Annotated in this window: 28 protein-coding genes; 14 read left to right on the top strand and 14 right to left on the bottom strand. The window is 61.1% G+C overall.

The annotated features are described in order from the left end of the window. Positions 1 to 64 precede the first annotated feature (64 nt). Positions 65 to 334 (top strand): DUF7218 family protein, encoded by a 270-nt coding sequence (locus H351_RS04510; RefSeq protein WP_020909642.1) that lies wholly within the window; start codon positions 65 to 67, stop codon positions 332 to 334. A gap of 57 nt (positions 335 to 391) precedes the next feature. Here H351_RS04510 and H351_RS04515 read toward each other — a convergent pair whose 3' ends face one another. Then, complete coding sequence (locus H351_RS04515; RefSeq protein WP_019745955.1) at positions 392 to 697, bottom strand: hypothetical protein; 306 nt, start codon at positions 695 to 697, stop codon at positions 392 to 394. Positions 698 to 857: 160 nt separating this feature from the next. Here H351_RS04515 and H351_RS04520 point away from each other — a divergent pair, with 160 nt between their 5' ends. After that, positions 858 to 2,006: a glutamate--cysteine ligase 2 gene (locus H351_RS04520; protein WP_029256628.1), complete on the top strand. Its 1,149-nt coding sequence runs from the start codon at positions 858 to 860 to the stop codon at positions 2,004 to 2,006. Between the two features lie 77 nt (positions 2,007 to 2,083). Continuing rightward, positions 2,084 to 2,611: a CinA family protein gene (locus H351_RS04525; RefSeq protein ID WP_029256627.1), complete on the top strand. Its 528-nt coding sequence runs from the start codon at positions 2,084 to 2,086 to the stop codon at positions 2,609 to 2,611. Positions 2,612 to 2,619: 8 nt separating this feature from the next. Here H351_RS04525 and H351_RS04530 read toward each other — a convergent pair whose 3' ends face one another. Both H351_RS04530 and H351_RS04535 read right to left on the bottom strand, forming a co-directional pair. Beyond that, positions 2,620 to 2,832 (bottom strand): hypothetical protein, encoded by a 213-nt coding sequence (locus tag H351_RS04530; RefSeq protein ID WP_029256626.1) that lies wholly within the window; start codon positions 2,830 to 2,832, stop codon positions 2,620 to 2,622. 72 nt (positions 2,833 to 2,904) lie between these two features. Further along, positions 2,905 to 3,624: a TetR/AcrR family transcriptional regulator gene (locus H351_RS04535; RefSeq protein ID WP_019745951.1), complete on the bottom strand. Its 720-nt coding sequence runs from the start codon at positions 3,622 to 3,624 to the stop codon at positions 2,905 to 2,907. A gap of 198 nt (positions 3,625 to 3,822) precedes the next feature. Between H351_RS04535 and H351_RS04540 the strand changes: the two genes are divergently transcribed. The 3 genes from H351_RS04540 to H351_RS04550 are packed head-to-tail and all read left to right on the top strand — an operon-like array spanning position 3,823 to position 7,324. Next, positions 3,823 to 5,193: an MFS transporter gene (locus H351_RS04540; protein WP_029256625.1), complete on the top strand. Its 1,371-nt coding sequence runs from the start codon at positions 3,823 to 3,825 to the stop codon at positions 5,191 to 5,193. Between the two features lie 14 nt (positions 5,194 to 5,207). Then, entirely contained in the window at positions 5,208 to 5,672 is a 465-nt protein-coding gene (locus tag H351_RS04545; RefSeq protein WP_020909637.1) for a MaoC family dehydratase, read from the top strand. 14 nt (positions 5,673 to 5,686) lie between these two features. Beyond that, the gene (locus tag H351_RS04550) at positions 5,687 to 7,324 is read left to right on the top strand and encodes an AMP-binding protein (RefSeq protein WP_029256624.1); all 1,638 of its coding nucleotides are present in this window, start codon (positions 5,687 to 5,689) and stop codon (positions 7,322 to 7,324) included. A gap of 7 nt (positions 7,325 to 7,331) precedes the next feature. Here the strand turns inward: H351_RS04550 and H351_RS04555 are convergent, their stop codons facing one another. Both H351_RS04555 and H351_RS04560 read right to left on the bottom strand, forming a co-directional pair. Continuing rightward, the gene (locus tag H351_RS04555; RefSeq protein WP_020909636.1) at positions 7,332 to 7,694 is read right to left on the bottom strand and encodes a hypothetical protein; all 363 of its coding nucleotides are present in this window, start codon (positions 7,692 to 7,694) and stop codon (positions 7,332 to 7,334) included. A 208-nt stretch (positions 7,695 to 7,902) separates the two neighbouring features. Then, positions 7,903 to 8,628, bottom strand: a complete 726-nt coding sequence (locus H351_RS04560; protein WP_029256622.1) for a TetR/AcrR family transcriptional regulator — start codon at positions 8,626 to 8,628, stop codon at positions 7,903 to 7,905. A gap of 97 nt (positions 8,629 to 8,725) precedes the next feature. Here H351_RS04560 and H351_RS04565 point away from each other — a divergent pair, with 97 nt between their 5' ends. Next, positions 8,726 to 9,103, top strand: a complete 378-nt coding sequence (locus tag H351_RS04565; protein ID WP_029256621.1) for a VOC family protein — start codon at positions 8,726 to 8,728, stop codon at positions 9,101 to 9,103. On the opposite strand, the gene H351_RS04570 is transcribed toward H351_RS04565, so the two are convergent. Next, positions 9,091 to 10,704 (bottom strand): helix-turn-helix domain-containing protein, encoded by a 1,614-nt coding sequence (locus H351_RS04570; RefSeq protein WP_029256620.1) that lies wholly within the window; start codon positions 10,702 to 10,704, stop codon positions 9,091 to 9,093. The genes H351_RS04565 and H351_RS04570 overlap by 13 nt on opposite strands. Positions 10,705 to 10,807: 103 nt before the next feature. On the opposite strand from H351_RS04570, the gene fepB reads away from it, so the two are divergent. From fepB to H351_RS04595, 5 genes are read left to right on the top strand one after another with little or no spacing between them, the layout of a single operon-like run. Next, entirely contained in the window at positions 10,808 to 11,821 is a 1,014-nt protein-coding gene (fepB, locus tag H351_RS04575; RefSeq protein ID WP_029256619.1) for a Fe2+-enterobactin ABC transporter substrate-binding protein, read from the top strand. A 4-nt stretch (positions 11,822 to 11,825) separates the two neighbouring features. Beyond that, entirely contained in the window at positions 11,826 to 12,872 is a 1,047-nt protein-coding gene (locus tag H351_RS04580) for a FecCD family ABC transporter permease (RefSeq protein WP_244891438.1), read from the top strand. A 2-nt stretch (positions 12,873 to 12,874) separates the two neighbouring features. Next, on the top strand, positions 12,875 to 13,924 hold the full coding sequence (locus tag H351_RS04585; protein ID WP_244891439.1) for a FecCD family ABC transporter permease: 1,050 nt from the start codon (positions 12,875 to 12,877) through the stop codon (positions 13,922 to 13,924). Between the two features lie 23 nt (positions 13,925 to 13,947). Next, positions 13,948 to 14,772 carry an ABC transporter ATP-binding protein gene (locus H351_RS04590; RefSeq protein WP_029256616.1) on the top strand — a complete coding sequence of 275 codons (825 nt, stop codon included), beginning with the start codon at positions 13,948 to 13,950 and terminating at the stop codon, positions 14,770 to 14,772. A gap of 21 nt (positions 14,773 to 14,793) precedes the next feature. Further along, positions 14,794 to 15,636 (top strand): siderophore-interacting protein, encoded by an 843-nt coding sequence (locus H351_RS04595; protein WP_020909628.1) that lies wholly within the window; start codon positions 14,794 to 14,796, stop codon positions 15,634 to 15,636. Between the two features lie 17 nt (positions 15,637 to 15,653). Here the strand turns inward: H351_RS04595 and H351_RS04600 are convergent, their stop codons facing one another. Then, positions 15,654 to 17,003, bottom strand: a complete 1,350-nt coding sequence (locus H351_RS04600; protein WP_029256615.1) for a lipase family protein — start codon at positions 17,001 to 17,003, stop codon at positions 15,654 to 15,656. Between the two features lie 293 nt (positions 17,004 to 17,296). Here H351_RS04600 and H351_RS04605 point away from each other — a divergent pair, with 293 nt between their 5' ends. Continuing rightward, positions 17,297 to 17,938 carry a TetR/AcrR family transcriptional regulator gene (locus H351_RS04605; protein WP_021333298.1) on the top strand — a complete coding sequence of 214 codons (642 nt, stop codon included), beginning with the start codon at positions 17,297 to 17,299 and terminating at the stop codon, positions 17,936 to 17,938. An 81-nt stretch (positions 17,939 to 18,019) separates the two neighbouring features. On the opposite strand, the gene H351_RS04610 is transcribed toward H351_RS04605, so the two are convergent. From H351_RS04610 to H351_RS04630, 5 genes are all read right to left on the bottom strand, one after another. Continuing rightward, positions 18,020 to 18,757, bottom strand: coding sequence for an SDR family oxidoreductase (locus tag H351_RS04610; protein WP_021333299.1), 738 nt, complete (start codon positions 18,755 to 18,757; stop codon positions 18,020 to 18,022). Next, a complete protein-coding gene (locus H351_RS04615) occupies positions 18,754 to 20,229 on the bottom strand; it encodes an aldehyde dehydrogenase family protein (RefSeq protein ID WP_037119932.1) in 1,476 nt (491 codons plus the stop codon). Before H351_RS04615 ends, H351_RS04610 begins: the two co-directional genes overlap by 4 nt. Before the next feature lie 133 nt (positions 20,230 to 20,362). Then, positions 20,363 to 21,547, bottom strand: a complete 1,185-nt coding sequence (locus H351_RS04620) for a winged helix DNA-binding domain-containing protein (RefSeq protein ID WP_029256612.1) — start codon at positions 21,545 to 21,547, stop codon at positions 20,363 to 20,365. Next, entirely contained in the window at positions 21,547 to 22,122 is a 576-nt protein-coding gene (locus H351_RS04625) for a histidine phosphatase family protein (protein WP_244891440.1), read from the bottom strand. The genes H351_RS04620 and H351_RS04625 overlap by 1 nt, the downstream gene beginning before the upstream one ends. Positions 22,123 to 22,200: 78 nt before the next feature. After that, the gene (locus H351_RS04630) at positions 22,201 to 23,616 is read right to left on the bottom strand and encodes an FAD-binding oxidoreductase (protein WP_029256611.1); all 1,416 of its coding nucleotides are present in this window, start codon (positions 23,614 to 23,616) and stop codon (positions 22,201 to 22,203) included. Positions 23,617 to 23,756: 140 nt separating this feature from the next. Here H351_RS04630 and H351_RS04635 point away from each other — a divergent pair, with 140 nt between their 5' ends. Beyond that, positions 23,757 to 24,656 carry a LysR family transcriptional regulator gene (locus H351_RS04635; protein WP_029256610.1) on the top strand — a complete coding sequence of 300 codons (900 nt, stop codon included), beginning with the start codon at positions 23,757 to 23,759 and terminating at the stop codon, positions 24,654 to 24,656. A gap of 22 nt (positions 24,657 to 24,678) precedes the next feature. On the opposite strand, the gene H351_RS04640 is transcribed toward H351_RS04635, so the two are convergent. Both H351_RS04640 and H351_RS04645 read right to left on the bottom strand, forming a co-directional pair. After that, positions 24,679 to 25,758: a helix-turn-helix domain-containing protein gene (locus H351_RS04640; protein ID WP_229756694.1), complete on the bottom strand. Its 1,080-nt coding sequence runs from the start codon at positions 25,756 to 25,758 to the stop codon at positions 24,679 to 24,681. 9 nt (positions 25,759 to 25,767) lie between these two features. Next, a complete protein-coding gene (locus tag H351_RS04645; RefSeq protein WP_021333307.1) occupies positions 25,768 to 26,739 on the bottom strand; it encodes an alpha/beta hydrolase in 972 nt (323 codons plus the stop codon). Positions 26,740 to 26,808: the final 69 nt, after the last annotated feature.

Consider the following 26,808-nt stretch of genomic DNA (forward strand, 5'->3'; position numbering starts at 1 on the left):
ACTCGGCCACACCGCAAGTTCGGCCACACCGTCGGAGTGAAGACACGAGTGAAGGGACGAAACAGTGGCTCGCAAGGACTCACAACCTCAACTCAAGGATCAAGAACTCTACGAAGAGCTACGTGAGAAGGGTGATTCCAAGGAGAAGGCGGCTCGAATCTCCAATGCGGCCGCCAATCGAGGGCGGTCGACTGTCGCCAAGTCCGGCGGACAATCTTCGCCGTACGAGGAGTGGACGGTCGACGATCTGAAGAAACGCGCCAAGGAACTCGATCTGCACGGGTACTCGAAACTGAACAAGGGTGAGCTGATCGAGAAACTCCGCGATCACTGAGCCGGATTCTGCTCGAGTTGTATTCTGCTTGTGCAGAATACAACTCGAGCGTTCGGTTCAGTGCCCTTCTTGATCGAAGAGTTCCTGACCTTCCAGTCGCTTGACCCGACGGTGTTCCATCAAGATGGCCAGTGTTCCGACGACGAAGGACACGACGCACACCGCGCCGGCGATGACTGCCCATCCGCGAAATCCGTAACCTGCTGCCACCAAGGTCAATCCGAGTGTTGCCAGACCCAGCCCGATCAGCAGGTATCCGGGATAGTTGCGCCCGTCGCTGATTGCCTCCCCGACGTGCGATCGATTGGTATGTTCGTCATCTACCGGTGAACTCCCGCTCATGTTGGTCACGGCGCACTCCATCCTTCGCTCATGAAGACTTGCGATTCTTCGCTCGTCGTCGGTTCACAGGGCAACTACCCGATCAATGGGTGAATGAAACGGATGGAGTAGTGCCGAAGCGCGGAGAAAGCCGTACGCTCGAAGTATCGGGTGTGGAGGAAAACCGGTGCGAGGAAGGCCTATGAATGGGAAGTCGACTCCTGACCTATTCTCGGTAGGTACACCGACTCTCGGTGTCGAGGAGGAGTTTTTGCTCTGTGATCCGCAGACTGGGCGTCCCAGTCTGCGCAACTCCGAGGTTGCTGCTGCCGGGCGAGAACTCGGTATCTCGTTGCAACTCGAACTCACACGTTGTCAGGTGGAGACTTCCACTTCGATCGGCAACCACATTCGTGACCTTCGTGATCAACTCTGTGAGTCTCGTGCCCTCACCGCCGATGCCGCTGCCCGCGTGGGATGTCAACTCATCGCTGTCGGAACGCCTTTCTACGATCCACCGGTCGACGAGATCACGCAGAAGTCGCGGTACCAACGGATGGCCGGTCAATTCGGTGCAATCACCGAAGGTGTGATGTGCGGTTGCCACATTCACGTGGGCGTCGAAGATCGAGAACGATCGGTCCAGATCATCAATCATCTGCGTCCATGGTTACCAACCTTGTTGGCATTGACGGCGAACTCGCCGATCAGCGGGGGACGCGATACCGGTTATGCGAGTTGGCGTTACGTTCTGTTCGGCAGATGGCCCAGTTCGGGTCCGCCGCCCTTCTTCGAGTCCGTGGGGCACTACGAAGATGCCGTTGCAGCGATGCTGGAGACAGGGGTCATCCTCGATCCGCACATGGTCTATTGGGACGTGCGCATGTCGGATCACCTTCCCACCGTGGAGATTCGGATCAGCGACGTGCCCGCCACCGTGGAGGAGACGATGACTCTGGCCACACTGGTGCAGGCACTCGTCGGCACCGCATCCGCTGCGATCACCAAAGGTGAGGTTGCGCCTGCCGTCGATCAGGAGCTACTCCGCGCGGCTTGCTGGCGTGCAGCACGCGACGGACTCGACGGCAGGTCGCTGGACGTGGAATCCCTGCGCTTGCTGACTGCACACCAGGCGGTTCGGCGGTTGGTGGATCATGTCGAACCTGCTCTGACCGCATTCGGAGAGTTCGAGCAGGTCACGGCTTCCTTGGACAAGGTCTTCAGCAACGGAAACGGGGCGATCGTGCAGCGCCGGCAACTCGCACGCCGGTCACGGGTGGCCGATGTGATCGACGAGTGCGCCCGACGCACTTTCGAAGGGTGCAGTTCACAAGGTGGCAGTGAGCTGTAGGGCACGGTTGGAATTGGCATTCCAAGACTTCCAATTTCTTATCGAGGTCACCGATCGGACAGCAGGAGGAGCAACATATGAATGGCGATCCACGACCCGAGCTTCCGTCGGACAAGGATCTCGACGATATGTGCAGGCAGTTGGCCGCAGTAGTAGAGGAACACGGTCTGTCGGTGGCGACGGCGGAATCGTTGACCGCCGGGAACATCGCCGCACATCTAGGAAAGGCGCCGAACGCCGGTTCCTGGTTTTGTGGCGGGATCGTCGCATATACCCGAGCGGTCAAGCATTCCGTTCTTCATGTTCCTGACGGCCCAGTCGTCTGCGAGGACGCTGCTCGGGTCATGGCACGCAGCACTGCCACACTGTTCGGCGCGACGTTGGCACTGGCCGTCACCGGCGAAGCCGGTCCGGATACCCAGGAGAACGTCCCACCGGGAACTGTGTGGTTCGGAGTCGTCGACCATGGGACCGCTGAAACAGAGAAACAGGTTTTCTCAGGTGACCCCGAAGCTGTCCTGGGAGCAACCGTCGAGCATGCGATCCATCTACTTTTGCGTCACGCGTCGGGTCGTCGCACACCAAGTTCGACAGGCGTGGTGTAGTCGAGAATTCAACTGTTCGAACGATTCTTGTGATGTCCCTTGTGTTTCGCAGGAGCCTGAGCAGTAGGAATCAGACGGCCGTCGGCCGCGTATTTCTCGACTACGAGGTGCTTGCTGACGCCTCGATTGGCATCCACGGCGCACGCGATTGCTTCCTTGTCGGAGTCGAAAGGTTCCTCGGTCGAGGAGCCGTCGGGCATCGTGATCTTGTACCGATCCATACATCGACTATTGCGGGTAGATCCGCCTCCGGCAACCGTCCTCACACAAAGGGCTAGGGATTCCTGGCCTGATTACAGTTCGGACTGGCGTACGAAGTCGCTCTGTGCGTGGGTGCCCCAAATTTCGGAGGACTGAGTCTCGGGTTCGCTGTCCAGCTTTCGAACTTCGTGAATGAATTCCACTCCGTTCAGTTCGTCGGACGGAACCGACAGAAGCTTGCATGTGGTGCTGACGAAGAATCGCTGGACATCTTCCAACTCGAGACGCCCACCGGGCCGGTACCAGTGCGCAACCCCGGTGCACATCTCCAGTATCGCGAGTCGGCTCAATGCCAGATCTTCGATGTCGAAGGCGCCCACGCGTTGTCCGCGTTCGAGGATCTGTCCGAATAGAAGCTCGTACTCGTCGCGCAGCGTCTGCAACTCGATGCGGTTGTCTCCGGTCAATCCGCGCATCTCGTACTCGGCGACGCGGGCAGTCAGTTGGTTGACAGCGGTAATGCCGACGTGCGACGACACCAGGCCGGCGAGTTGGACCACGGGATCGGCGCTGCGGCGCATCGCCCGCTCTCCCGACTGTGTCAGCTCGTCGAGGCACGACCGAATGATCGAGGCCAACAGTGACTCTTTGCTGCCGACGTAGTGATAGAGCGTTGCCGAGTTGATGCCGGCTTCTGCTCCGAGTTCACGAATGCCGGTAGCGGCGAACCCTTTCGTCGCGAACAGCGTGACTGCCGCCCGTTGAACGCGCCCCAGGTCCATGATCCTCATTTCGGTTGGTTGCCCAATCATGCTAGCATCGTCGCCGAAATCGACTGACCGTCAATCAATTGATTGATAGCTACCTGTGTACTGGCAAAATGCATTTCGATTCATCAATCGATCGATTGAAAAATGCTTGACTGTGCGTTGGGTCACTGCATAGTGTTCTTGTCGAGCCTCCCCCTCGGTGCGCGAGCTAACAGGGCACTCCATACAAGGAGCAATGACATGAACGACGCGAATCCCCCATCTCCCGCAACTGTCGACAGGCCTGCCCTGCGGCGTGTAGCCGGATCAGTTCTGGTCGGCACCACGATCGAGTGGTACGACTTTCAGATCTACGGCGCCTCCGCAGCTTTGGTCTTTGCGCCGCTGTTCTTTTCGGGCGCAGATCCCGCGCTGGCGACGATTCTCTCCTTCGCTACCTTTGCGGTCGGCTTTCTGGCGCGGCCACTCGGCGGTGTTGTGATGGGCCACTTCGGTGACCGCATCGGACGCAAGAAGGTTTTGGTGCTTGCACTTCTCTTGATGGGAGCTGCAACATTCCTGGTCGGCGTCCTTCCGACGTCTTCCCAGATCGGTGTGTGGGCCCCGATTCTTCTCGTTGTGTTGAGGCTGATTCAAGGATTCGGCGTCGGCGGCGAGTGGGGCGGTGCAGTTTTGACTGCTGTGGAGTACGCACCCAAGAATCGCCGCGGCTTCTACGGCAGCATGCCGCAGGTGGGTGTGCCCGCCGGCCTTCTGCTGGCGACGGCCGTCATGTTCGGCACCAAGGCGCTCACCGGAGACCAATTCCTGGTGTGGGGATGGCGAATTCCGTTCCTGCTGAGTATCGCTTTGGTTGCAGTGGGGCTGTACATTCGCACGACGTTGGAAGAGACTCCGGCATTCGCTCGCGTGAAGCAGCAGAACACCGCGGTCAAGATCCCGATGGTCGACGCGTTCAAGAACTATCCTCGCCAGATCATTCTTGCCGCAGGTTCGATGATCAGCACCGGCGCCTACTTCTACATCCTGAACACCTACAGCCTGACGTACGCCGATCAATTCGATCTGCTGTCCGGAAACCTCATGCTCGGCGCGGTCATGGTCTCCGCCCTCGTTGCCGTCATCTTCATTCCGATCTTCGGTCAACTGTCCGAAAAATTCGGACGACGCCGGATCCTGATGGTCGGCATCACCGGCATGGGTCTGTGGGTCTTCGTTGCATTCGCCGCGATAGATACCGGCAACTTCTGGATCACCACCGGCGCATTGGCGGTCGGCGCCTTCATGCTCAGCATCTCGTACGGGCCGCAGGCGACGTTCATCGCCGAATTGTTCGACGCCCGGGTGCGCTACAGCGCGGCCTCGATCGCTTTCCAGATCGGTGTGCTCTTGGGTGGAGCAATCGCGCCGATGGTCGCGGCCATGTTGGTTCGCGCGACAGGTGGATCGTTCGCGGTGGCTGTGTATATCGCTGCCCTGTCGGTTATTTCGCTGATCAGCGTCTACTTCGTCCGTGACACCGACCTCGACGAAGGAAGCCGCGACATGTACATCGATGACAACGGGGCCTATCTACCGCCGGTCGATCAACGCTCAACGGTTGTCAACTAATAGAGGAAACTTCAATGATCACAAAGAGTTTCGAAGAGATCTCTGTCGGAGACATTGCGGTAACGGACCCGCGGGTCGTCACCGAAGACTATGTGCGAAGTTTCGCCGACCTCACCTGGGATCGCCATCCTCTTCACCTCGACCCCGACTACGCACAGCAGACGCGCTTCGGTCGCCAGATTGCCCACGGTGCTCTCATGCTGTCCACCTTGCTCGGCCTGGTGGAGTTGGATCCCCGTTACCTCCAGTGCTTCTACGGACTTGACCACGTCAGGTTCCACCGGCCGACCTACCTCGGCGACTCGGTGCATGCGGTGTCGGAAGTGCTGTCGGTTCGCCCTCGCTCGGACGGTGAGACCGCGATCGTGACATCGAAAGGCTCACTCGTCAACCAAGACGGAGACCTTGTTTTCTCCGGCGAATTCTCTTTCCTGGTAGGCGAGACCCATTCCCTCGACCTCGAAGTGGGTGCTCGGTGAGTTCTCGGCCGCATATGTCATGGTGGCAGGATCTCGAAGCGGAACACTTCGAATGGACTGTGCCAGAGCAATTCAACATCGCGCACGCCTGTGTCGATGTGCAGAATCCCGATGATCTAGCCCTCGTCGTAGACACCGGTGGACACTGGAGTCGGTACACCTTCGGTGAAGTCGCCACGACAAGCCGTAAGTTCGCAACCGTGCTTGCGGATCTCGGCCTTGTCTCAGGGGATCGCGTCGGTGTGATGGTCCCACAGGGGATCGAGGTTCTCGCGACACATCTGGGCGCCTTCCGATCCGGAATGGTCACCGTTCCGCTATCGGTCAAGTTCGGGTCGGATGCGGTCGTTCATCGAATGCGTGACTCGGGAGCGAAAGTGCTTGTGGTCGACAAGGACTGTTACGAACGAGTTGCCGACGGAATAGGTGAGATACCCGGCATCGAAGCCGTCATCGTTGTCGGAAAGACGGATCAGCCCTCCGATTCGACCCCCGTTCGACTTCTCGATTTCCACAGCCTCGTCGACAGTGCCGCAGAAAGCGCGGAATTGGCGGCGACGGGCCCCGATTCACACGCCATCATCATCTATACCTCGGGAACGACGGGGAATCCGAAAGGCGCCCTCCACGGGCACCGAATTCTCTTGGCGCACATGCCCGGTATGCGGACGGCATTCGACAATGCGCCGCAGCGGGGAGACGTCTTCTGGACGCCGGCAGACTGGGCCTGGATCGGCGGTCTGTTCGACGTTCTGTTTCCAGCCCTTGCGTTGGGGTGCCCCGTTGTTGCGACGCCCGACAAATTCACACCGGCGCGTGCGGTCGAGATTCTGAGCCGTCACAAAGTAACGGGTGCCTTCATTCCTCCGACTGCGCTCAAGCAGATGCGGAGTATCGGCGTCGACGGCACCGCTGCGCGTGGTATTCGGCTGCGAGCATTGGGAACTGGTGGTGAAGCCCTCGGTGACGCATTGCAGGCGTGGGTTGCAAACACACTCGGCGTAGCTGTCAACGAGTTCTACGGGCAGACGGAAATGAATCTGACCATCGGCACTTCGCGTTCGAAGTGGACGCCCGTGAGCGGCTCGATGGGTCGCGCTTTTCCTGGCTTCGACGTCACCCTCCTCGATCCGCTCGGCGAGCCGGTAGCGGTGGGGCAGGTAGGCGAGATCTGTGTGAAGGCAGGCAACCCCGGACAGTTCCTCGGCTATTGGAACCAACCGTCGAAGACTGATGAAAAGGTCTACGACGGGTGGATTCATACCGGTGATCTGGGTCGGACCGATGAAGCGGGGAACTTCTGGTACCAGGGGCGTGCCGATGACGTCATTTCGTCCGCGGGGTACCGGATCGGCCCCGGCGAGATCGAAGAGTGCCTGCTCTCGCACGACGAGGTAGCCATGGCCGGCGTCATCGGTGTTCCGGATCCGTTGCGCGGGGAAGCCGTTCACGCTTTTGTCGTTCTGTCCGAAGGAACGAACTCTTCGGAAGAGCTTCGCCAGGAGTTGCAGACCCACGTGAAAAGCCGCCTTGCTTTCTACCAGTACCCCAGGCAGATCACCTTCATCGACAGCTTGCCGCTCACCACCACGGGCAAGATCCTACGACGGGAACTCCGAACATTGGCCACTGACGCGAACGGCCTTGGCTAGCAGACGCCTACATGTTGGGTAGGACCACGACGAAGAACCAACCGCTCAGGGCAAGACCGATGACGCCGGTGAAGAGGCCGACTATTGCATCCCACGGCAGCTGGCGGGCATTCGAGAGCAGATGCCCGCCAGACTTCTTCGGGTGACGTCGGAGCGCAAAGATTCCTGTTGTAATCGCGCCCGCACCCAGAAGGATGCCGAAGCCGAAAGCCCAGAACAGGAGTACCGACAGCGCGCCCAGCATCTCCGACCTCTCACTCCAGCGTGCGACGCGCTGTGTTTCGGTCGGGGGAGGCCACTTGTGTGAAGGCGACAGAGCTGCACCGAAACGGCGGGTGTGATGACGAATTGACTGGTCGCTGAGAAACATTGTCCACCACGCCTGGAGTTGAGTCGATGTGCCGCCGGTATCTACTCGTCTACCCCTTCTCTGCGGATATATGCCGCTGAATTCGGGGCTAGCTGGTTGCGTCGCGCAGCGGAATCTCGATCAGAAGCTCACTGGAACCCCGTACCTCTCGGGTCGATTGATTCTCATAGGCGTGCAACAGCTCTCGCGGTTTCGAATTGCAGGAATGTCATTCGATGTGAACAAGACCTTCCAGGGCGTCGAGGACCCGGTCCAGCCCGAATTCCCAGGCTGCCTCGGGGCTGTACGGGGTGTTCTTGGCTTCGCCGGCCGCTCCTCCGACTCGCTGCGCCAGCGGGAAGTTGTCGCCGAGATAGGCGGCCAGACGCTGGTTCCAGGACGACCACACGTCGGCCATGTCGGCCGCTCGGGGGTCGGGGCGCCGTGCTTGCGCCGAGGACCGGGCGAAGTCGGCGACAAACGTCAGCGCGGAATCCCGCTCGATGTCGCTCAGCCCGGTGCCGTCGAACGCATGTAGTTCGTGGTCGTACTTCGCGATAGTTCCCGGACCCAACGCGGAGCGCTGATCGGTGATGTCCAGGAGCCACCAGTGCTCCGAGTAGAGGGCAAGTTCCTCCTCGGCTACCCGGCGCACGCGCTTGCGCCACGTCATGTTCCCGTACGACAGGCGCGGACTGTTGCCGCGCACGGTGTCGACCATGAGCACCAGGAGATCGTCACGGGACCCGACGTGGGTGTACACCGCCATGCCGGAGATTCCGATCTCGGCGGCCAATCGGCGCACCGTTACCGCGTCCAGCCCTTCCACGTCCGCGAGGGCGAGAGCGACGTCGACCGCCTGTGAGGTGGTGACCTTCGCGCGCGGGCCGCGGGCTCCGCCCTTCGGTGCGAGGGGGTGATCGCGCCACAGTAGGTCGATCAGTTCGCGTGCCATCAGCCGTCTCCAGAAATCGGGAATACCTCAACAGTGGTATACCTTATACGGTGCATACTGTATGCACTGCACAAGGTTTATGATCATGGAGGCCACGATGAAAATCACCAGCACTGCTCTGTCCTTGAACGTTGCCGACACGGACGCGTCGGCCCACTTCGCGAAAACCCATTTCGGCTTCACCGAGGCCATGTCCGACGATGGATTCGTTTCTCTGAATCATTCGGATGCCGGGGTCAACGTGGTCTTCCTGCGCACCGGTCTCGGTACGTTCAAGCCGGACTTCGTCGCAGGTTCGGCCGGGCAAGGCATGCTCATCGCATTCGTGGTCGATGACGTCGACGCCGAGTTCGCCCGCATCGCTGCCGAAGGTGCCTCCGTCGTCACAGAGCCGGAGACCGAACCGTGGGGCGAGCGCTACTGCCAGTTCGTCGATCCCAACGGCATCGTGTGGCAGCTCGTTCAATGGGTGTGAAGAACCCGAGCGCTCGGCTCGGCGGCGCGCGGCACAGAACGTAACCAGAGGGCGCGTTCGACGGACTGAGCTTGGAAGCGCTGCGGTGAGATCCCGTGCGCAGTGCGAAACGCTCGGCTGAATGCGGGCAGGTGCGCGTAACCCAGGTTCCTCGACACCGTTCCGGGTGCAACCCCGAGTTGGAGTTGGGTGCGTGCCTGGGTCATCCGTGAAAGCGATCGCCATTGCGGATACGTAGTACCGGTCTCGATACGGAACTCCCGGCGCAGCCTGGCCGCGTCGGTACCGAACTCTTGCGCCCACTCGTCCAGAGTGCGAGGGTCGGCCGGCCGGGCGGAGATTGTCGCTGCCAGTCGTGTGGCAATCGAATCGGCGGCAGACCCGTTCGAAACCGATTGTGCGAGAGGGCCGGTGGCGATGATGTCGAATGCTGCGGCGCTGTCGTGGCCGCGCGGGCGCAAGGGTGTGTAGGCGGCGACGAAAGTGTGCAGCAATGCCAACTCGTCATCGTGGGAGAACTGCACGGTCTCGAGGGCGTCGGCAGATACGGTCGACCCGTTCGAGGAGCGGAAGCCGAGCGGTAGCAGCAGTGAACCCGTCGGAACCGTGACGGTATTGAGGACGCCTGCAGGCAGAATCATGGCCTCGCCGGTGCGCAGTTCCCAGCTGCGGTCCGCGACGTCCACCCGGGCTTGGCCTCGGTAAACCCACACTGCGACGTGGGCGCCGTTGACGCGCGGCCACGTCGCGTTGGCCGGTATCGGCGGCGCAGTTTCTCCGGGCTGCCTGGGCTCTGCGAGCATGCGGACCAATGCTTGATCGTTGTCGGTGTCCACGCTGCGATCGGTTGGACCGGAGAGGGCCCGTCGACGGTAGTCGCTCGGGCTCTCTCCCATCTGGGCCCGGAACGCGCGGGTGAATCCGCTTCCTGTTTCGAAGCCGACTTCGTTTGCAATCCAACCGATCTCGCGGTCCTGCTTCAGATACTCCAGCGAGGCGGCGATCCGAGTTCGTAGCCGCCAGTGCGTGAAGGTGAGGCCGGTTTCTTCCACGAAGTACCGCTGGAGCGTTCGAATGCTGATCCCGGCACGCTTCGCGAATTGTCCCTCGGTGTCGTCGGTGCCAGGCGTTCGCAAAAGGGCGTGCGCGATCTCGAACGCTTCCCGTGACTGCGGCAATCGCGGCAGCGAGGTGGCCCCGTCGTCAGCCCGGGCGATCATCTCGAACAAGGACGACGGGTGTGCAGCGTCGCCGCGCAGATAGCCCAGGTTGTGAACGAACTCGTGGATCAGTCTGTCTTCCCATCCGGGCGGAACGCGCAGGCGCGTCACGGTAGCCGGCCCGGCGCTGACGCCGTTCGAAGGCGGAAGCAGGATGGGAAACGCGACGGAATCCGAGTCCGTCTCCATTGCGTATCGCGCACCCGCCGGGATCCACAGCGATTCGCCAGCTGGTATCTCGTGGACCGTCGATCCGACTCTGACGCGTCCGCTGCCTGCAAGAACCCAGAACAACAGCGGCGAGCGGGCGGTGCTGGGCTCGGTGGCGCTCGCACGGACCGGCGCCAAACCGATCGCGTCCGGCTCTGATAGTGGTAACACGTTGGCGCTCCTGGACAACCCTTGCTACTTAAGTATGGCTAACTTTACCTCTGCTGTCTGCGTTCGCAGCGGCGCACTCTCGTACCTTCAGAAAGCCATACTCATGCGCAGATCACTTCGCCCGACGGCGGCAATACTCGCCGCGGTCGTCGCCCTCGCTCTTGCCGGCTGCTCCAGCTCGTCAGATAGCGATACCGGAACCGAGGACACCCAGAAAACCTCAGGTTCTGCCGAGGGATGGCCGCGCACCGTCGATCACGGCGACCGCAGTACCGAGATCACCTCGAAGCCGACCCGAATCGTGTCCACCTCGCCGTCGTTGACCGGCACGCTGCTTGCAATCGGTGCGCCGGTCGTCGCCAGCGCGGCAACAACGCCGTCGGGAATGACCGATGACCAGGGGTTCTTCTCCCAGTGGTCGGAGGTGGCAGCTGATCGTGGAGTCGAGGTTCTCTACCGAAATCTCGAGCTGAACCTCGACGCGATCGAGATGTTCGAACCCGATCTGATCATCGGGTCCGCCAACGGAGGTGACTCGACGCTCGACGCCTACGCGCAGCTGAGCGACATCGCACCCACCGTTCTTCTCGACTACGGCGCCAGCTCCTGGGAGGAGCTCGCAGATCAGCTGGGGACTGTCACCGGACTCGAGAGCGAGGCAGACAAGACCGTCGACGAGTACGACAGCTGGGTGACGACGCAGGCCGGGAAGATCAAACTTCCCGAGCAGCCGGTGACGGCGCTGGTCTACATGGGTGCCGACGGTGTCTGGACGTTCCGGGCCGACAGCCCACAGGGCAATCTGCTGACCTCGCTCGGCTTCACCTATGCCGAGCCCGCTGAGCAGTTTGTCGCCCCGGACAAGCGGGGCGCCTCCGGCGTCGCGATCGTCAGCTCCGAGAACATGTCTGCCGCCCTTGACGGCTCACAGACGCTGTTTGCCGTCTCGATGGGACCCAAGGATGTGGAGAAGCAACTTGCTGCCGATCCGCTTCTCGCGAATCAACCTGCTGTCAAGGGTGATCGGGTCTACGCGATGGGAACGGCGGCTTTCCGCCTCGACTACTTCAGTGCCAAGCAGACAGTCGAGTCGCTGGTGTCCACGTTCGGTGAATGACGGCGTGAGCGCTTCTTCACAGTCCCGGACCGAAGCACCGCTGCGGTCCGGGACAGCCGCGCGTGCGGGGTTGTTGGTCGTGGCCTCCGTGGTCGTGATCGTGCTGGCGTCCGTTGGTGGGCTGGTACTCGGCTCTCGCAACATCCCCGTCGCCACCGTGCTCGACGCGATCCTTTCCTACGACGCCGGCAACAACGAACACCTCGTTGTGATCGGATCACGCTTGCCCCGAACAATTCTCGGGCTGGTGGTCGGGGCTGCGCTCGGACTGGCCGGCGCGCTGATGCAGTCGATCACCCGCAACCCACTGGCCGATCCGGGGCTACTGGGTGTGAACGCCGGAGCATCAGCGGCAGTCGTGATTGCGATTGCCTATCTGGGGGTGACTTCGGTCGGCGGTTATCTGTGGTTCGCGCTCGCCGGCGCGGCCGTTGCCTCGGTCGGTGTGTACATGTTGGGGTCTGCGCATCGCAGCGCCGCGACCCCAGCGCGCATGGCGCTCGCCGGTGCCGCTGTGGCAACGGCGATCACGGCGCTCACCAGCATGGTTCTCATCAGCAATGAGGCTGCCTTCAATCAGTTCCGATTCTGGGCAGTGGGTTCGTTGCAGGGGCGCGGCGGAGACGTGATCGTCACCGTTCTTCCCTTCATCGCGATCGGTATCGTGTTGTCGTTGTTGCTGATTCGTCCACTCAATGCGATTGCTCTTGGTGAGGACGTCGCCAAAGGGCTCGGCGCCCGCACTGGTCCCGCCCGGGCCGGATCCGCTGTAGCAGTCATCCTGCTCGCGGGGGCGGCCACCGCGGCGGCAGGCCCACTCGGATTCGTGGGGCTGGCTGCGCCGCACATCGTGCGCGGCGTGGTCGGACCGGACCTGCGTCTTCTTCTGCCGTGCGTGCTCGTCGTCGCGCCGGCGTTTCTTCTCTTGGCCGACGTGCTCGGTCGCGTTGTCACCGCGCCGGGAGATCTGCAGACGGGGATCGCGGTGGCTGTGCTCGGCGGACCGTTGTTTGTCGCGCTCGTTCGTTCACGGCGGGTGGCGTCACTGTGAACATGATTGCAGCGCAGCCGGTCCCACCGCTCTTTCGCGGTTGGGTGGTTCGAATCGGGTCGTGGTCGTGGCGCATAGTCCCGCGAGTGCTGTTCGTTGCCATATCAATCAGCGCGGCATTGGCGGCGCTCTCGTTTGCCACGCTGATGTACGGAACCTTGGACCTGTCCTTGGGCGAGGTGTGGCGCGCTCTGAACGGCGAAGGCACCCCAGCGGCGGTTCGGTCCGTCCAGAATCGCCGTCTTCCACGGCTGATCACCGCGATCGGGGTGGGTGGAAGCCTCGGGGTGGCCGGCGCGGTTTTCCAGACGCTTTCGCGCAATGTTCTCGGCTCGCCGGACATCATCGGTTTCACCACCGGCGCTGCGACGGCGGCGGTGGTCCAGATCGTGTTCTTCGGCGGCGGGGTACTGCAGACCGCGGGCGCTGCTGTTCTCGGCGGCATGCTGACCGCATTGCTCGTGTACGCGCTGGCACGCAAAGACGGAGTCAGCGGCGGTCTTCGACTCGTCCTGGTCGGCATCGGAGTTGGGGCGATGCTGAGCGCCGTGATGTCGTTCCTGGTGGTACGCGCGGATATCGACGACGCCACTGTGGTGCAGCAGTGGACGGCCGGTTCGCTGACCGGGCGCGGTTGGCCACACGCGATCAGCGTTGCGATTGCCGTCGGTGTTCTCGTTCCTGCTCTCGTCGTGGTGTCCAGGTGCGTCACCATGATGGAAATGGGCGACGACGCAGCGTCTTCGCTCGGAATCTCCGTGGAGCGATACCGATTCGCCGGCATTCTGCTTGCGGTCGCGCTCACCGGAGCAGCAACTGCAGCTACCGGTCCCATCGCCTTTGTGGCGCTCGCAGCTCCCCAGATCGCACGCCGGTTGGCTCGGCGCAGCGGTGTTCTTGTCGCGACCTCCTTCCTGCTCGGCGCGGTTCTGTTGGCGGGCGCCGACTTGATTGCCCAAGCGGTCGAGGTCGGCCTCCGAACGCCGGTCGGTCTTGTCACCAGTCTGCTCGGCGGTGCCTATCTGATCTGGCTGTTGGCCCGTCAGGCCTGAAAACCTTGCTACGAAAGAGATTCATGACTACAGCTACTCCGGTATCGCGGCTACACGCCGAGAAGATCGAGCTCCGGTACGCCGATCGAACCATCGTGGACGAGTTGAGTCTCGAGATCCCCGACGGCGGTTTCACCGTGGTCGTCGGACCGAACGGGTGCGGCAAGTCGACGTTGTTGCGTGCGCTCGGCAGAATGCTCGCGCCGCGATCGGGTCGGGTTCTGCTCGACGGTAACGACATTCGGTCCTACCGCACCAAGGAAGTGGCTCGGCGCATCGCTCTGCTGCCGCAGTCTCCGCTCTCACCCGGAGCGATCACCGTGGCAGACCTCGTGGCTCGCGGCCGATATCCGTACCAGAGCATGCTGCGCCAATGGTCACCCGAAGACGAGCGTGTTGTCGCCGAAGCGCTTGCCGAGGTCGGAATGCGCAATGCAGCAGATCAATTGGTGGACGAACTGAGCGGTGGACAACGGCAGCGGGTATGGATCGCCATGACACTCGCGCAGCGCACCCCGGTGTTGTTGCTCGACGAACCGACCACCTTTCTCGACATTGCCCACCAGATCGAGGTTCTCGACCTCTGTTCCCAACTGCACCAGTCTGGTCGAACGTTGGTCGCGGTCCTGCACGACCTGAACCTCGCGGCTCGATATGCCACGCACGTAGTTGCCATGCGGTCCGGAAAAATCGTCATGCAGGGCAGTGCCTCGGACGTCTTCACCCCTGAGTTGCTGCGTGAAGTGTTCGACCTCGAGGCTCTGGTCCTCGAAGATCCCGAAACCGGACGGCCACTTGTTGTTCCGCGTGATCGAAGAACTGCCAGTCAGCTACCCGTCCACAACTGAACCATCGATCAGGAGATATCAATGACTACCGCATCTCGACCTGAAGAAACTGAAACCTCTGCGTCGGCAAAGGCGCCACGCGGCGAAGATCACGACCGCGGTCTCAACGACGTGGTTGCCGTCGTCGAAAGCGTCGAACGTCCGACCGAGAGCATCTTGCGCATCACCGTCCAGCTGACTTCGTCGGCGGACGACCCGAATTGGCTGCGTCCCAACGTCGCATTCCGCATCCAGCTAGGTCCGCAGTACGGCGACGTCTCTCGTGTCTACACGGTGCGCACCTTCGATGCGTCGAGCGGTTCGATGACCTTCGACGTCGTGCTGCACGGTCACACCAGCCCGATGATGCGGTGGGCCGACGACCGTCGTGTGGGTGACACGTTCTCGCTCACCGGCCCTCGCCCGCACTTCCTCGTTCCCGAGATCACTGGTCGCCGCGTCGCACTGTTTGCCGACGACACCGCGATACCTGCCCTCTATTCGATTCTGCTTCAGTGGCCCGAGGGTGTGACCGGTGTTGGTTGGGTCGCCACCGGTGACGCCGAGGCTTTCGCGGAACTGCCCGTGATCCCCGGCCTCGAATTGCATCATGTCGAGGATCGCCTTGCCGAGTATGCCCTCGAGCTCGAGAACCCAGGAGACTATGCGGTGTGGGGAGCCGGCGAGCGAGACGAAATGCGCTCCATCCGAGCGCATTTCCGTAAGACAGTCGGCCTGGCGAAGGACGATGTAGTTGTCTTCGGGTACTGGAAGCGCGGGGTCAGCACTACCGAAATAGATCAGAACAGACTTCGGAACTACACGAGCATCCTCGAAAACGGCGGCACACTCGCGGATATCGACGATCTCGCCATCGGGATCTGACCCGGCGGTTGGATACTTCAACTCGCCGCGTGTTCTTCCGGCGCCAGTGAATTGCCCGGTGCGATGTTCGAGCAGTTGTTCGGCGCCGGATTCCCGTTGAAACGGTCGTTGAGCCAGGTGATGGCGCCGGGGAGCCAAAGCGCGCCACCGGGAACGTGACTGATGGTGTCGTACTGGTCGTACTGGATCGACAAACCTGCGTCGCAATAACGAGTGGCGAGTGTGCGGACGTCCCCGGCAACCATGACTCCGTCGCCAGGGCCGACGCCGGGTCCACCTGGCTGGGTGCCCTCGAGGGCTCCGTTTGCGGCTTGAGCGATGAACATAGGGATGGTGGGTATCGGCGCGTTGCCCATGTTGATTTTGTTGGTGACGTCGACGTACTCGGGCACCGAGTTGGGGTTCGCATACTCTGGTTTGGCAAGGTCCTGCCAGGTCACCCCCGGGTACTGCAGGATGACGTTCCCGATCGAGGCATCCTCGATGCGAGGTAGGAGTTCGCGTCCGCGATCGCCGAGATACGGATCGAAATCTATGTCGTAGGCACGGGCAAGTCCGACGACTGCCATCCCGACAACGCCTGCCCAGCCGATGCTTCCGTTTGCGTACCGGAGGTTGTTCGCCGGGTTGACCAACAGTCCACCCTGGGCGGCGCCGATCAGGTCCTCGTTGATGTCCGGGGCGTAGTCCGGAGCGAGGATGGACGCCCAGTTGGTGGCGATTGCTCCGCCCGAGTATCCCATCAGGCCGATCTCGGCTGAGTCGGCAATACCTGTCTCGGGAGTGTTACGGGCGGCGCGAAGAGAGTCGAGAGTCATCATTCCGTATTCGGGTCCCGCCGCGAAGTCTGCGTTCGGCCCTTCGGTGTCGGGAATGACGACGGTGTAGCCCAGTGCCAGTAGGGGACCGAACATGGCAGCTTCGCCGGAAGCGAGAGTCCCGCCGAAGGCGACGTTCCGTCCGCTGGCGGTCAGGCTGCCGATCGGGGTGTCCCCCGCGACAGCTCGTGACGGACCGTCTTCCGGGTTCAGCGAATCGTAGGCCGACTGGAACGAGACAACTTTGTCCGGCTGGGCATTGGGTGGTCGAAGAATCGATGTGACATTCGCAGACGGCCGGCCGAGAGCGTCGGTCGACCGGTACAACACCTGCACGGCTTGCAACGGGGTCGGAATGTTGACGACGTGATAGGGCAAGGTCCTCGTTTTGAGAACGGCCCCAGGCTGATACGACGACAGCGGTGCCGAACCGTCGTACTGATAGAAGGAATCCGCCGACGGTTGCGCGGCGACAGTAGGTGCCGTGATGCCTGTGAGTGCAATGGCTGTCAGCGCCACCGCTCCCTGAAAGAGAATCCTCGATGCCACGATCGACCCTTCGGTTTCGTATGTCTCTCGGTACTTGACGGGCTGGTGTGATGACGACCACACGCTATCTTACTTTTGAGTAATAAACGAGAGGCTTGCGCTGGTTGTTTGAATCATGCGCGGACGCAATCAGATTGGGCTTGTTGTTGTGACCATGCTGATTCGGTCCAGGGCGCCATGTGTACGATACGACTAGTAGCTATCGCGACAAGTTGCTGCCTTGGGCTGTGCCGGGTCCTCCGATGCCGGGAAATGCTCTGTGCTGCAAGGTCTTGAAGGACTAAGGAGTGGACATGGGTAAGCGCGCTCCCGACGACGGCGTGTTTCGGGGATCGGGTGATGCCGAGACGGGATTGCTGACTCCTCCGAGCGGTGCACGTAGTGAGGCGGCTCACGAGAAGGCCCTCAGATCAGCAGAAGCTCTTCTGAAATCCGGTGGAATGAAGGCCGCGACCATCGATGCGATCTCCGAACAATCCGGTGTCAGCAAGGTGACTCTGTATCGGCACTGGCCGTCGCGGCAAGCTATCGCTGCTGAAGCATTCGGCGTGCTCATGGCTCGTCATCTGACATTTCCCGAGACCGATAGTGCGCAAGCCGATTTGAACGACTATCTAGGTGACATCGGAAAGTTCTACCGAGGTCCACTCGGGTCGATCTTTGCCGAACTTGTCGGCGCGTGTGCCAACGATCCGACGACGGCGGCATACTTCCGCACTTTCTTCCTCGACGAACGTCGTCGGGGTTTCGCCGCACTGATTCGGCGGTGTGTGGATTCCGGCTACTTTCGCGAAGACATCGACACCGAGGAAGCGATCGATCTGTTCTTCGGGCCGTTGATCTACCGGATGTTGGTCGGGCACGCGGGTATCGACGACAACACTGTGCGCTCGATCATCGATCACGCAGTTCGTGGACTCCGCAGTGGTGCATAGACGGGTTCTCCGTTGAGAATCCGCAGCGCAGGGAGGGCGAATTGCCCTCCCCGCACTGCGATGTGCCTCAACACTCGGGTGTCAGCTGAGCATCTTCAGTACTAGCTGGTACTCACCGTTGATCTCGGCGTTGCGAAGCGGCTTGGCGGCGTCGACCACGATTTCCGTGGCGTCGTCGTGCGCCTTCAGTAGGCCGATGGTCTCGGCAATGTAGTCATCAAGTGGCAGAGCTGATTCCGAGTTCTCCTGACCCATCAGCGTGGTGCGGACTCCTGGCGGGATGAGTTCGATGCACCGGATCGAGGTATCGGCGAGTTGTACGCGCATGCTCTCGGTGAAGAGATGAACCGCCGCCTTTGTCGCGTTGTACGTGGGCGTGACGGGCAGCGGGACGAAGCCGACGGCGGATGAGACGGTGACGATGGTGGCATTGGGCTTCGTCATCAGATGCGGGATGAACTGGCCGGCCAAGCGAATTGTTCCGAGAAGGTTTGTCGTGACCGTTCTCTCGGCGATGTCGAGGAAGTCCGGGTTCTTCAAGTCTTCCGGGTACATGATTCCCGACATCGTCACGAGGACGTTCAGATCGGGAAATTCCTCCGTGACGGATTCATGTGCGGTTCGAATGGATCTCGGGTCGTCCACGTCGATGACGACCGTGCTGATGCCCGGGTACTTGTCCGAGATCTCTTGGAGCAGAGCGGATCGACGCCCTCCGACGATTACCTTGTTCCCCTCGTTCTGCAATCCCACTGCAAGTGCGAGGCCGATACCGGAGGTTCCGCCGGCAATGAAGATGGTATTTCCCGAGATTTTCAATTTGTGCTTCCTTGGTTTGTCGTGGGCGTCGACGTGGCGACAGTGATGGATTTGAGTTGGGTGTATTCGTTGAGCGTCTCGAGGCAGAACTCTCGCCCCAGGCCGCTTTCCTTGAATCCCCCGAAGGGGACACCGCCTCCCAGATTGAAGTACTGATTGATCCAGACACAGCCCGCATCAAGACGATCCGCGGTTTCCATCGCGTTCTTCAGGTTGGAGGTATAAATCCCAGCAGCGAGACCGTACGGAGTGTCATTGGCTTCTGCGATCACGTGCTCGTAGTTGTTCCATCTGAGGACGCACAGGACAGGTCCGAATATTTCGTCCTGTGCGATTCGCATCGAGTTGGCGACCTCGAGAATCGTCGGCGCGACGAAGTTTCCGGCTTCGAATCCCGGCACTTCTACCAGATCACCGCCTGTAAGTAGTTGTGCGCCTTCGTCGATACCGGATCTGATCATGGAGATCACACGTTCGGCGTGTTCCTGGTGGATCAATCCGCTCAGTTCGGTGTCCTCGTTCAGTGGCGGCCCGACTCGCAACGATCGGAATCCTGCGACGAGTTTTTCCACGAAGGTGTCATAGATGTCCTCGTGGATGAAGAGACGTGTTCCGGCCAAGCAGGATTGGCCGTTGCACATGAGGACACCTGCGGTGGCATCGGCGACCACTGCATCGATGTCCTCGATATCAGGAAACACGATGCTGGGACTTTTGCCTCCGAGTTCGAGCGTGGTCGAGATCAGCCGTGAGGCTGCGGCGTGTGCCACGAGTCGGCCGACTTCGGTGCTTCCGGTGAAAGCGAGTTTGCTGACCTTCGGATGGTCTATCAGGGCTGCGCCGGCTTCCTCGCCAAGACCAGGGACAACATTGAAAACGCCTGCGGGAAACACGTCGGCGGCGATCCTGGCCAGCTCCATGACGGAAACGCAAGCATTTTCATCAGGTTTGAGGACCACTGTGTTTCCCGCAGCCAGAGCAGGTGCAATCTTGAACGCCGTCATTACCACGGGATCGTTCCAGGGAATGATCTGTCCACATACGCCCAATGGCACTCGCTTCGCGACCAGGTATCCCGATGCCAACTCGCGGCCGAAGCCATGGTGGGCCAACGAGATTGACGCGAAGTATCGCAGATGTGAGACGGCGGCTCGATAGTCCTCGCGCATCTCACTGATATGGCGCCCGGTATCCATACATTCGAGCTGGGCAAGCTCTTCGGCCTGATCCTCCACGAGCGCGGCAAACTGCAAGATTTTGGCGGATCGTTCTTCAGCGGTCAGGTTCGACCATGCAGGAAATGCCCGCCTGGCGGCTTCGACCGCGTCGTCGATCTCTGTGGGCCCGCACCGAGACAGTGTGGCGAGTAGAGCGCCGGAAGCGGCGTCACGCGCCTCGAATGTGGATGTGCCCATGGCTCGGAACGCTCCGTTGATGAACGCACCGTATTCACGAACTGCTTGACCCTCCATGGAACCTCCTAGATCGGTCAATCACTGACTGACAAAGTGTACTGTACGTTTCGTACACTTGTCGATGGTTGCCTTACCGCCCATGGATGGCGTCAGCAGAAAGACCAGCTAGAACAGTGTTCTGGTTACGTCGTCAAGGCGTAGCTGCAGCAATTCCAACCGCTTGCTTCATAGCCTGCGAGACATAACCGGTGCCGATCTTGACGCCACCCAGCCACTCGGTCAGGCGAACTGCCTCGGCGTCGAGCGCCCGTTGCGCATCCGCGGACACGGATTCGAGTACTCGAACGTGGACCACTCCGGCGGCGTCTTGGATCCAGCAGCCCACGACACGACCGTCGACCCAAGCTGTGGTGCCGGCATTACCTCGGGTGTCGAAGAGTTGGTTGCGGTGCGGGCCGAGATAGAAGTCACGGTTCTTCCACCCCATGATCGTCGGGTCGAGCACCGGTAGGAGTGCCACCCAAGGACCTGGATCAGGCACCGTGGCGACGTCATCCGGTAGTAACCAGCCGGTGTCGCCTCCGTCGAGTGAGACTGCAACGGCTTCGAGTTCGGCGAGGGCGGCCCGGACGACCGTCTTGGTCGAGCCCAGCCACCAGACGATGTCGTCTTCGGTCCCCGGTCCGAAGGAGTGGAGCCAGCGTCGGACTATTTCTCGGTATCCGTCTGCAGATTCGAGATCGATGGGGGCGTCGTCGAGCCAGTGTCGAGTGAGAGTCCACAGTGGGCGTGAGACGGGGAATCGGGCGGTGTTGGCGCCGCGCATGATGTCTGCGGTCGCCCCGAGGTGTGTGAGAACCCTGGGTGCCGACCAGATTTCGCCTGCCGAACCCTCGACCTTGACGTCTGTCATCGGTACTGCCTGACGGACCTCGAGTGCGGAAAGTCCTTCAGGGGCATCGGTGAGCAGTGTCAGAACCTCCGCCCGCGCGCGATCGAGCCAGTCGTTGCCGTCGACGGCGATTCCGGCCTTGACGACATCCTTGGCCATTCGTGCGCGCTCGGTGTTCGCGACGCGGGCGGACGCACTCGACCACGCGGCCGGCAGCAAGTCTCGGGGAAAGGTGAAGAGCGTGCGGCGCATAGCCAATTGCTTCACGAGACTGCGTTGGTCGTACAAGGCGTTGTCGACGTCAGTGGCGTCCAATGACCGAACCCTCGCCCAGCAAGACAGATAGACCGTCGCTGATTCGGTGGCGTGCAGTACCGTCATCGCCCGCGTGGCAGCTTCCGGAGAATCGACGCGGAACGAAGGCGCCAGCGCGTGACGTACTCCTATGCGTGCACGGCGTTCGTCGTCGGAAACATGGCGCATCAGGCCATCGTGCCACAGGCCAAGTGCGTCGTATCGGCTAGTTGCGCGAGAGTTCGATTGCGCCAGTAGTCGTCGTGTTGGAGATGTGTGATGGCCCCGGGCGTGGTCGCGAAGTTCGCAAACCCTGTGGCTTCGACGGGGATCTGCAGCCAAGCGGAGACGACGAATGTGTGTGCAAATCCGTGTGTTACGACGATGTGATCGTGATCGAGTTCGGTCATCAGTTCGCGCACGCACTCGCCGACCCTTGATGCGATGTCGCGGCGGGTTTCGGCACCGGCAACGGGGCCACGGTGATCGAGGCGGTTGTTGTCAGGAGCCGGAACCTGCCGCTGGGTCAGCCACGAGTTCGGGCGCCCTTCGGCTTCTCCGAAGCTGATTTCGCGCAATCGAGAGTCTGTTGTCGCCGGAACATCGAGCGTCCGGGCGATGATCGCGGATGTCTCGGCGCACCGTTCGAGGTCGGAAGAGGTGATGCGGATCGGGCGCGAAGTTCCTGTGCGTCGACGTTTCAACTCTTCGGCGATCAACTCTGCATCGCGCCTGCCGGCGGGCGTGAGAACGGAATGTGCCAACCTCCGACGATGTCCTGTGCTGTGTGTTCGGCATGAGGATGAGTGACGACGTAAAGATCCTGCACGAGACCCCTTCTGTTACCCGACCGTTTCGGGCAACAGTATTCCAGGATTGAGGATTCCACGCGGATCCCAGGACGATTTGATCAGCTTCATGGCGGCGATGTCGGTTTCCGTGCGCCCCAGCGCTATCCACGGTGACTTCGCGCGACCGATCCCATGCTCGGCGCTGATACTTCCGTGATGGGCGGAGACGAGTTCGAAGACCGTATCGGTCAGTTCGTGGGCGATGCTCGGTTCGGCGTCAAGAAGATTCACATGGATGTTCCCGTCGGCGAAGTGTCCGAACAACATTGGACGCACATGGACGAATCGTTCGGTGAGTACTTCGCGGAGGCTCTCGATGAACATGCCCATCACGGACAAGGGGACGGAGATGTCGAGTTTGACCACCGGCGTCGTCGATGAAGCGCTGATGCTTTCGGTATGGCTTTCTCGCAGAGTCCACAGCTTTCGAGCGGGGCCAGGCTCCACTGTCGCGTCCTCGATGAGATCGGCAGAGGCAGAGAGAACTTCCAGGAGCGACTCTTCCGTCTCGCGCGGCGATGACACCTCGATCAGGGTGTACATCGGTGACGGTGTGCCGAACGGGCGACGGGCATCGGTGTGCGCGCAGACGAGGGAGATGCCGTCGTCGGTCATGATCTCGGCGGCCTCCACGGTCAACCCGCTCTGGTGCACTCGATTACACAGCTGCAGCGCTTGATCGACGTCGCGCACACCCGCGAGCACGACCTGGGTGTCGGTCGCCGGGGTGACCAACTTCATCAGAACCTTGGTGACAATCGCGAGCGTTCCCTCACTGCCCGCAAGAAGACCTGGGATATCGTATCCGACATTGTCTTTGACGAGTGGAGTCCATCTACTCAGTACCGAACCATCGGCAAGTACTGCCTCGATCCCGAGTATCTGTGCCCGTGTATTTCCGTATCGGACCATGCGGGTACCGCCGGCGTTGGTTGCGACGATGCCGCCGAGAGTCGCGGATTCCTTTGATGCCAAATCGATTCCGAATCGGAGGCCATGTGCGGAGGCCGCCAGGTCGGCGCGAGCGACGGTCACGCCCGCACCGGCCGCGATTGTCCGGCCGATGGGGTCGACGGTCTCGATCGAATCCAAACGCCTGGTGCTCAGCACCACTGATCCAGCCGATGGTATTCCGCCACCGACAAGTCCTGTATTTCCACCTTGCGGGGTGATGGGAATCCCGGCCTCGAAGCAGGTCGTGACGACGGCGGACACTTCGGCGGTGTCGGCCGGACGGACCACAGCTATTGCGTCACCGATCCAACGTCCCGTCCAGTCCCGTGTGTAACCCTCGATCAGCTCTGGATCGGTGAGAACATGCGCTTCGCCGACGATCTCTGCGAGCGCGTCGAAGAACCTCGCGTCCGTTGCAGATTCGCGTGCTTCGACGAGTGTTCGGGAGCTCATGTTCAACCTTGTGATCGTTCGGGGGACAGTTTTCGGGAGACGAGCGGTAGAGCAATCTGCACTCGATCCTCCGACCTCAGGTGATGCGCTGTCCAAGACCAAGTAGTGACACCACCATCTGTTCTTCTTATAATCGCCGTATGAACCTGCAGCGCGCCCGCTATCTGATTGCTCTGTCGGATCACGGCAGCTTCACTCGCGCCGCCGCGAACGTCCACGTGGCGCAATCTGCACTCAGTCAGCAGATCAAGGTTCTCGAGCGCGAACTCGGAGTTCCTCTGGTGGATCGCCGAGGTCCGCAGTTCACTTTCACCGACGCGGGGCGGGTAGCGGTACGAGAGGCACGCTTCTTGCTCGGGTGCGCAGACCGGGCGGTCGAACGAATTCGATTGGCTGCTCGCGGTGTGGACGGGGAACTGCGCATCGCGTACACCCGTTCGTGGGCGGGTGGCGCCGTCGGGGATCTGGTCAGCACTTATCGCAAGCTCTATCCAGGCGTCGAAGTTGTCGTGCACCGGGGCACTTCGGCGCAGACTGTCGACCTCGTCCGAACCGGAGCCGTCGACATCGCGGTTGTGCGACCGCCGCTCGATGACGACGATCGTGAACTTCCCCTGATCGTCCTCGACACCGAACCTATCCTGGTCGCCGTTCCCGTGGATCATCCGTTCGGGGATCGAACGACACTGGAACTCGGAGATCTGGTGGACATCCCCGTCGTATTCTGGCCCGAGGCGAATGCACCCGGGATGTATTCGCGGACGCTCGAACAGCTTTGGCCCGACAGCACTCCCAATATCGTTCGATTCGAGGCTGACGACGAGCAGGTTTTGCACGCCGTCTCGGACGGGGTGGGAATTGCGCCGATCCCGCAGGGGCGGGCCCGGATGCTCCGAATTCCGGGTATTCATCTGTGTGAGATCGCCGGTGTGCAGCCGACTCTCGAAGTTGCCGTGACCTACCGTCCGGACAACCCGAATCCCGCGCTTGCACCCTTCGTTGCGCTCGCCGAACGCGAAAGATCGTCAACCACTGCGTAGCGCAAGTGATGCGCGGTGGGCCTTATCCGCCATCAAGGACCAGCATCATGGCCGTTGCGCGTGCCCGGTTCTCGATGGTGTCGACGTGGAATCCGACGTGCTGGGACAGCTTCGCCAATCGGTGCGCGACGCTGCTGTGATGAAGATGCATGGAATCGGCTGCGGCCCTCAATGTTCCGGATTGCAGGTATGCCCTCAAGGTTTCGAGTAGTTCCAATCCCTGTTTGGTATCGCCGATCTCTTCGGCAAGAACCAGATCCGGTATTCGCGAGTGATCGATGTGTGATCCCGGTGCCAGGAGGTTGAGGGCGCCGAGATCGTCTGCGTTCACGATCGGTGTTGTTGCTGACGCCTGTGCACGAGCGAATCGTGCAGTGCTGAGTATTGTATTCACTTCGGAAGCGGAAGCAGCCAAAGATATTCCGGCGCGAATGGATGACGACAGTGCTGACTCGGACAGCTCGGGTGTCGGTGCAAACGAACCCGCCACGAGATTCAGATACTCGCCATCAGCTTCTATCCCAACAGCTTTGCCAGGTGTGCAATCTTGCGAAATAACAAGGTGTGCAGTGCCGCCGGCCGTGTCTGAGACTGCCTTGGTTGCCATGACGCGGACTGGGGTTTGGGGTTCGATACCGAGACCGGCGCAGGAGGTGAGCACCGCGAGTTCATCCATCGGGAACAACAGATTTCGAGTGTGCTCGGCTTCGGTAGGCAAGCGTCGGGGTTGCAGGATTATCGCCGCGGTCAGGGCCATTCGGTCGACGAGCATTTCGTCGAGCGGCAAGTGCGCACCAGGACGCTCGATCCATACTTTCCCGAGAACCTCGTCGTCTACAGCGATGTCCCTGGCCATGCTCGGAGGGAACTGGGGTTCGGGCGACCATCGGCCGCGTGGGTCACAACGGCGCAAATTCTTCTTGCTTCTACCGTGTTCCACGATCTCGATACCTACAACGCAGTCCGCCAACTGCGCGCTCGCGCGAAGCAGAGATGCGGTGTCGGAGCCGTGCCGCACGAGCGTGTCGAAGTAATCGATGACACGTACCAGGCCTGCCGAGTCTGCATCGAGCTCGGCAAGCCGGTACATCAGTCCTTGCATCTCGCAACGCTACGAGACAGGCGACAGCGAACGCAACCCTCTCCGGAGCGCAGTGAGGGCTTCGGCGGCACTTCTTTCGCTGACTGCTGCGGTCGCCACTAGTGCCGACCCGTGAAAGGTTCCGGGGAAGGAGTGCAATTCGACGCTGACTCCCGCATGCAGCAGTCGAAGGGCGTATTCGATTCCTTCGTCGCGGAGCGGGTCGAGTTCCATGGTGGACAGGTAGGTCGGCGGCAGACCGGTGAGGTCGGTCGCCCGGGACGGCGCAGCGTAAATGGAGACGTCAGGATCTTCGGGACCTGAATACGACTCGCCGAGGTAGTACTTCCACGACAGGATGGCGTTGGGGCGGTGCCACAACGGTGTGTCGACGAAGTTCGTCATCGAGACAGTCGCCAGACGGTCGTCGAGTTCAGGAATTTCGAGGAATTGGAATGCCACGGGCACAACGCCCTCGTCGCGGGCTTTGAGGACAGTGCCTGCGGCCAATCCGCCGCCTGCACTCTGCCCGCCCACTGCGATGCGGCTGGGATCGACCCCCAGTTCCTCGGCATGGGCGTGGATGTAGAGGAGTGCGGCGTAGCAGTCGTTGACGGGACCGGGAAAGGAGGTTTCGGGGGCGAGGCGGTACTCCACGTTTGCAACGGCGAATCCGAGTTCGCGCGCTACCTCGACACAAAATGGATCGCTGGACTCAGCGGTGCCGATTGCAAATCCGCCGCCATGGATCCAGAGCAGAACGGGGACAGGGCCGGCGGTGTTGTCCGGGGTGAAGAAACGAATCGTGACTTCCGGATCGCCGTCCAGGCCAGGAGCGGACAGTTCCCGAAGCGAGACTCCGTCGAATGGCAGGTCGGCCAACATGGCGCCGATCAGAGCGTCGTAGGTGGCCCGCGCGTTGGGGAGGTCAGCGAAGTCCACCTTCGGGAGCATGGTGAGTGCTGCGGCGAGTTCGGGGTCGAGAGTGGGGAATGTTGTCATGCACTCATCATCGATCCTGAATGTGGCCTACGTCACCAGTGGTTTGTAGGAAATCGGAAAGTCTTCTTC

The organism is Rhodococcus erythropolis R138, from assembly GCF_000696675.2.
GTDB classification, from domain to species: domain Bacteria; phylum Actinomycetota; class Actinomycetes; order Mycobacteriales; family Mycobacteriaceae; genus Rhodococcus_F; species Rhodococcus_F erythropolis.

What these genes read in the sequence shown, in the direction of transcription:
- H351_RS04630 (WP_029256611.1), bottom strand. Translation starts at nt 23,616, where the DNA reads ATGAGCTCCCGAACACTCGTCGAAGCACGCGAATCTGCAACGGACGCG.
- H351_RS04595 (WP_020909628.1), top strand. Translation starts at nt 14,794, where the DNA reads ATGACTACCGCATCTCGACCTGAAGAAACTGAAACCTCTGCGTCGGCA.
- H351_RS04585 (WP_244891439.1), top strand. Translation starts at nt 12,875, where the DNA reads ATGATTGCAGCGCAGCCGGTCCCACCGCTCTTTCGCGGTTGGGTGGTT.
- H351_RS04540 (WP_029256625.1), top strand. Translation starts at nt 3,823, where the DNA reads ATGAACGACGCGAATCCCCCATCTCCCGCAACTGTCGACAGGCCTGCC.
- H351_RS04535 (WP_019745951.1), bottom strand. Translation starts at nt 3,624, where the DNA reads ATGATTGGGCAACCAACCGAAATGAGGATCATGGACCTGGGGCGCGTT.
- H351_RS04555 (WP_020909636.1), bottom strand. Translation starts at nt 7,694, where the DNA reads ATGTTTCTCAGCGACCAGTCAATTCGTCATCACACCCGCCGTTTCGGT.
- H351_RS04525 (WP_029256627.1), top strand. Translation starts at nt 2,084, where the DNA reads ATGAATGGCGATCCACGACCCGAGCTTCCGTCGGACAAGGATCTCGAC.
- H351_RS04545 (WP_020909637.1), top strand. Translation starts at nt 5,208, where the DNA reads ATGATCACAAAGAGTTTCGAAGAGATCTCTGTCGGAGACATTGCGGTA.
- H351_RS04530 (WP_029256626.1), bottom strand. Translation starts at nt 2,832, where the DNA reads ATGGATCGGTACAAGATCACGATGCCCGACGGCTCCTCGACCGAGGAA.
- H351_RS04615 (WP_037119932.1), bottom strand. Translation starts at nt 20,229, where the DNA reads ATGGAGGGTCAAGCAGTTCGTGAATACGGTGCGTTCATCAACGGAGCG.
- H351_RS04605 (WP_021333298.1), top strand. Translation starts at nt 17,297, where the DNA reads ATGGGTAAGCGCGCTCCCGACGACGGCGTGTTTCGGGGATCGGGTGAT.
- fepB (WP_029256619.1), top strand. Translation starts at nt 10,808, where the DNA reads ATGCGCAGATCACTTCGCCCGACGGCGGCAATACTCGCCGCGGTCGTC.
- H351_RS04620 (WP_029256612.1), bottom strand. Translation starts at nt 21,547, where the DNA reads ATGCGCCATGTTTCCGACGACGAACGCCGTGCACGCATAGGAGTACGT.
- H351_RS04550 (WP_029256624.1), top strand. Translation starts at nt 5,687, where the DNA reads ATGTCATGGTGGCAGGATCTCGAAGCGGAACACTTCGAATGGACTGTG.
- H351_RS04565 (WP_029256621.1), top strand. Translation starts at nt 8,726, where the DNA reads ATGAAAATCACCAGCACTGCTCTGTCCTTGAACGTTGCCGACACGGAC.
- H351_RS04645 (WP_021333307.1), bottom strand. Translation starts at nt 26,739, where the DNA reads ATGACAACATTCCCCACTCTCGACCCCGAACTCGCCGCAGCACTCACC.
- H351_RS04515 (WP_019745955.1), bottom strand. Translation starts at nt 697, where the DNA reads ATGGAGTGCGCCGTGACCAACATGAGCGGGAGTTCACCGGTAGATGAC.
- H351_RS04635 (WP_029256610.1), top strand. Translation starts at nt 23,757, where the DNA reads ATGAACCTGCAGCGCGCCCGCTATCTGATTGCTCTGTCGGATCACGGC.
- H351_RS04560 (WP_029256622.1), bottom strand. Translation starts at nt 8,628, where the DNA reads ATGGCACGCGAACTGATCGACCTACTGTGGCGCGATCACCCCCTCGCA.
- H351_RS04520 (WP_029256628.1), top strand. Translation starts at nt 858, where the DNA reads ATGAATGGGAAGTCGACTCCTGACCTATTCTCGGTAGGTACACCGACT.
- H351_RS04590 (WP_029256616.1), top strand. Translation starts at nt 13,948, where the DNA reads ATGACTACAGCTACTCCGGTATCGCGGCTACACGCCGAGAAGATCGAG.
- H351_RS04640 (WP_229756694.1), bottom strand. Translation starts at nt 25,758, where the DNA reads ATGCAAGGACTGATGTACCGGCTTGCCGAGCTCGATGCAGACTCGGCA.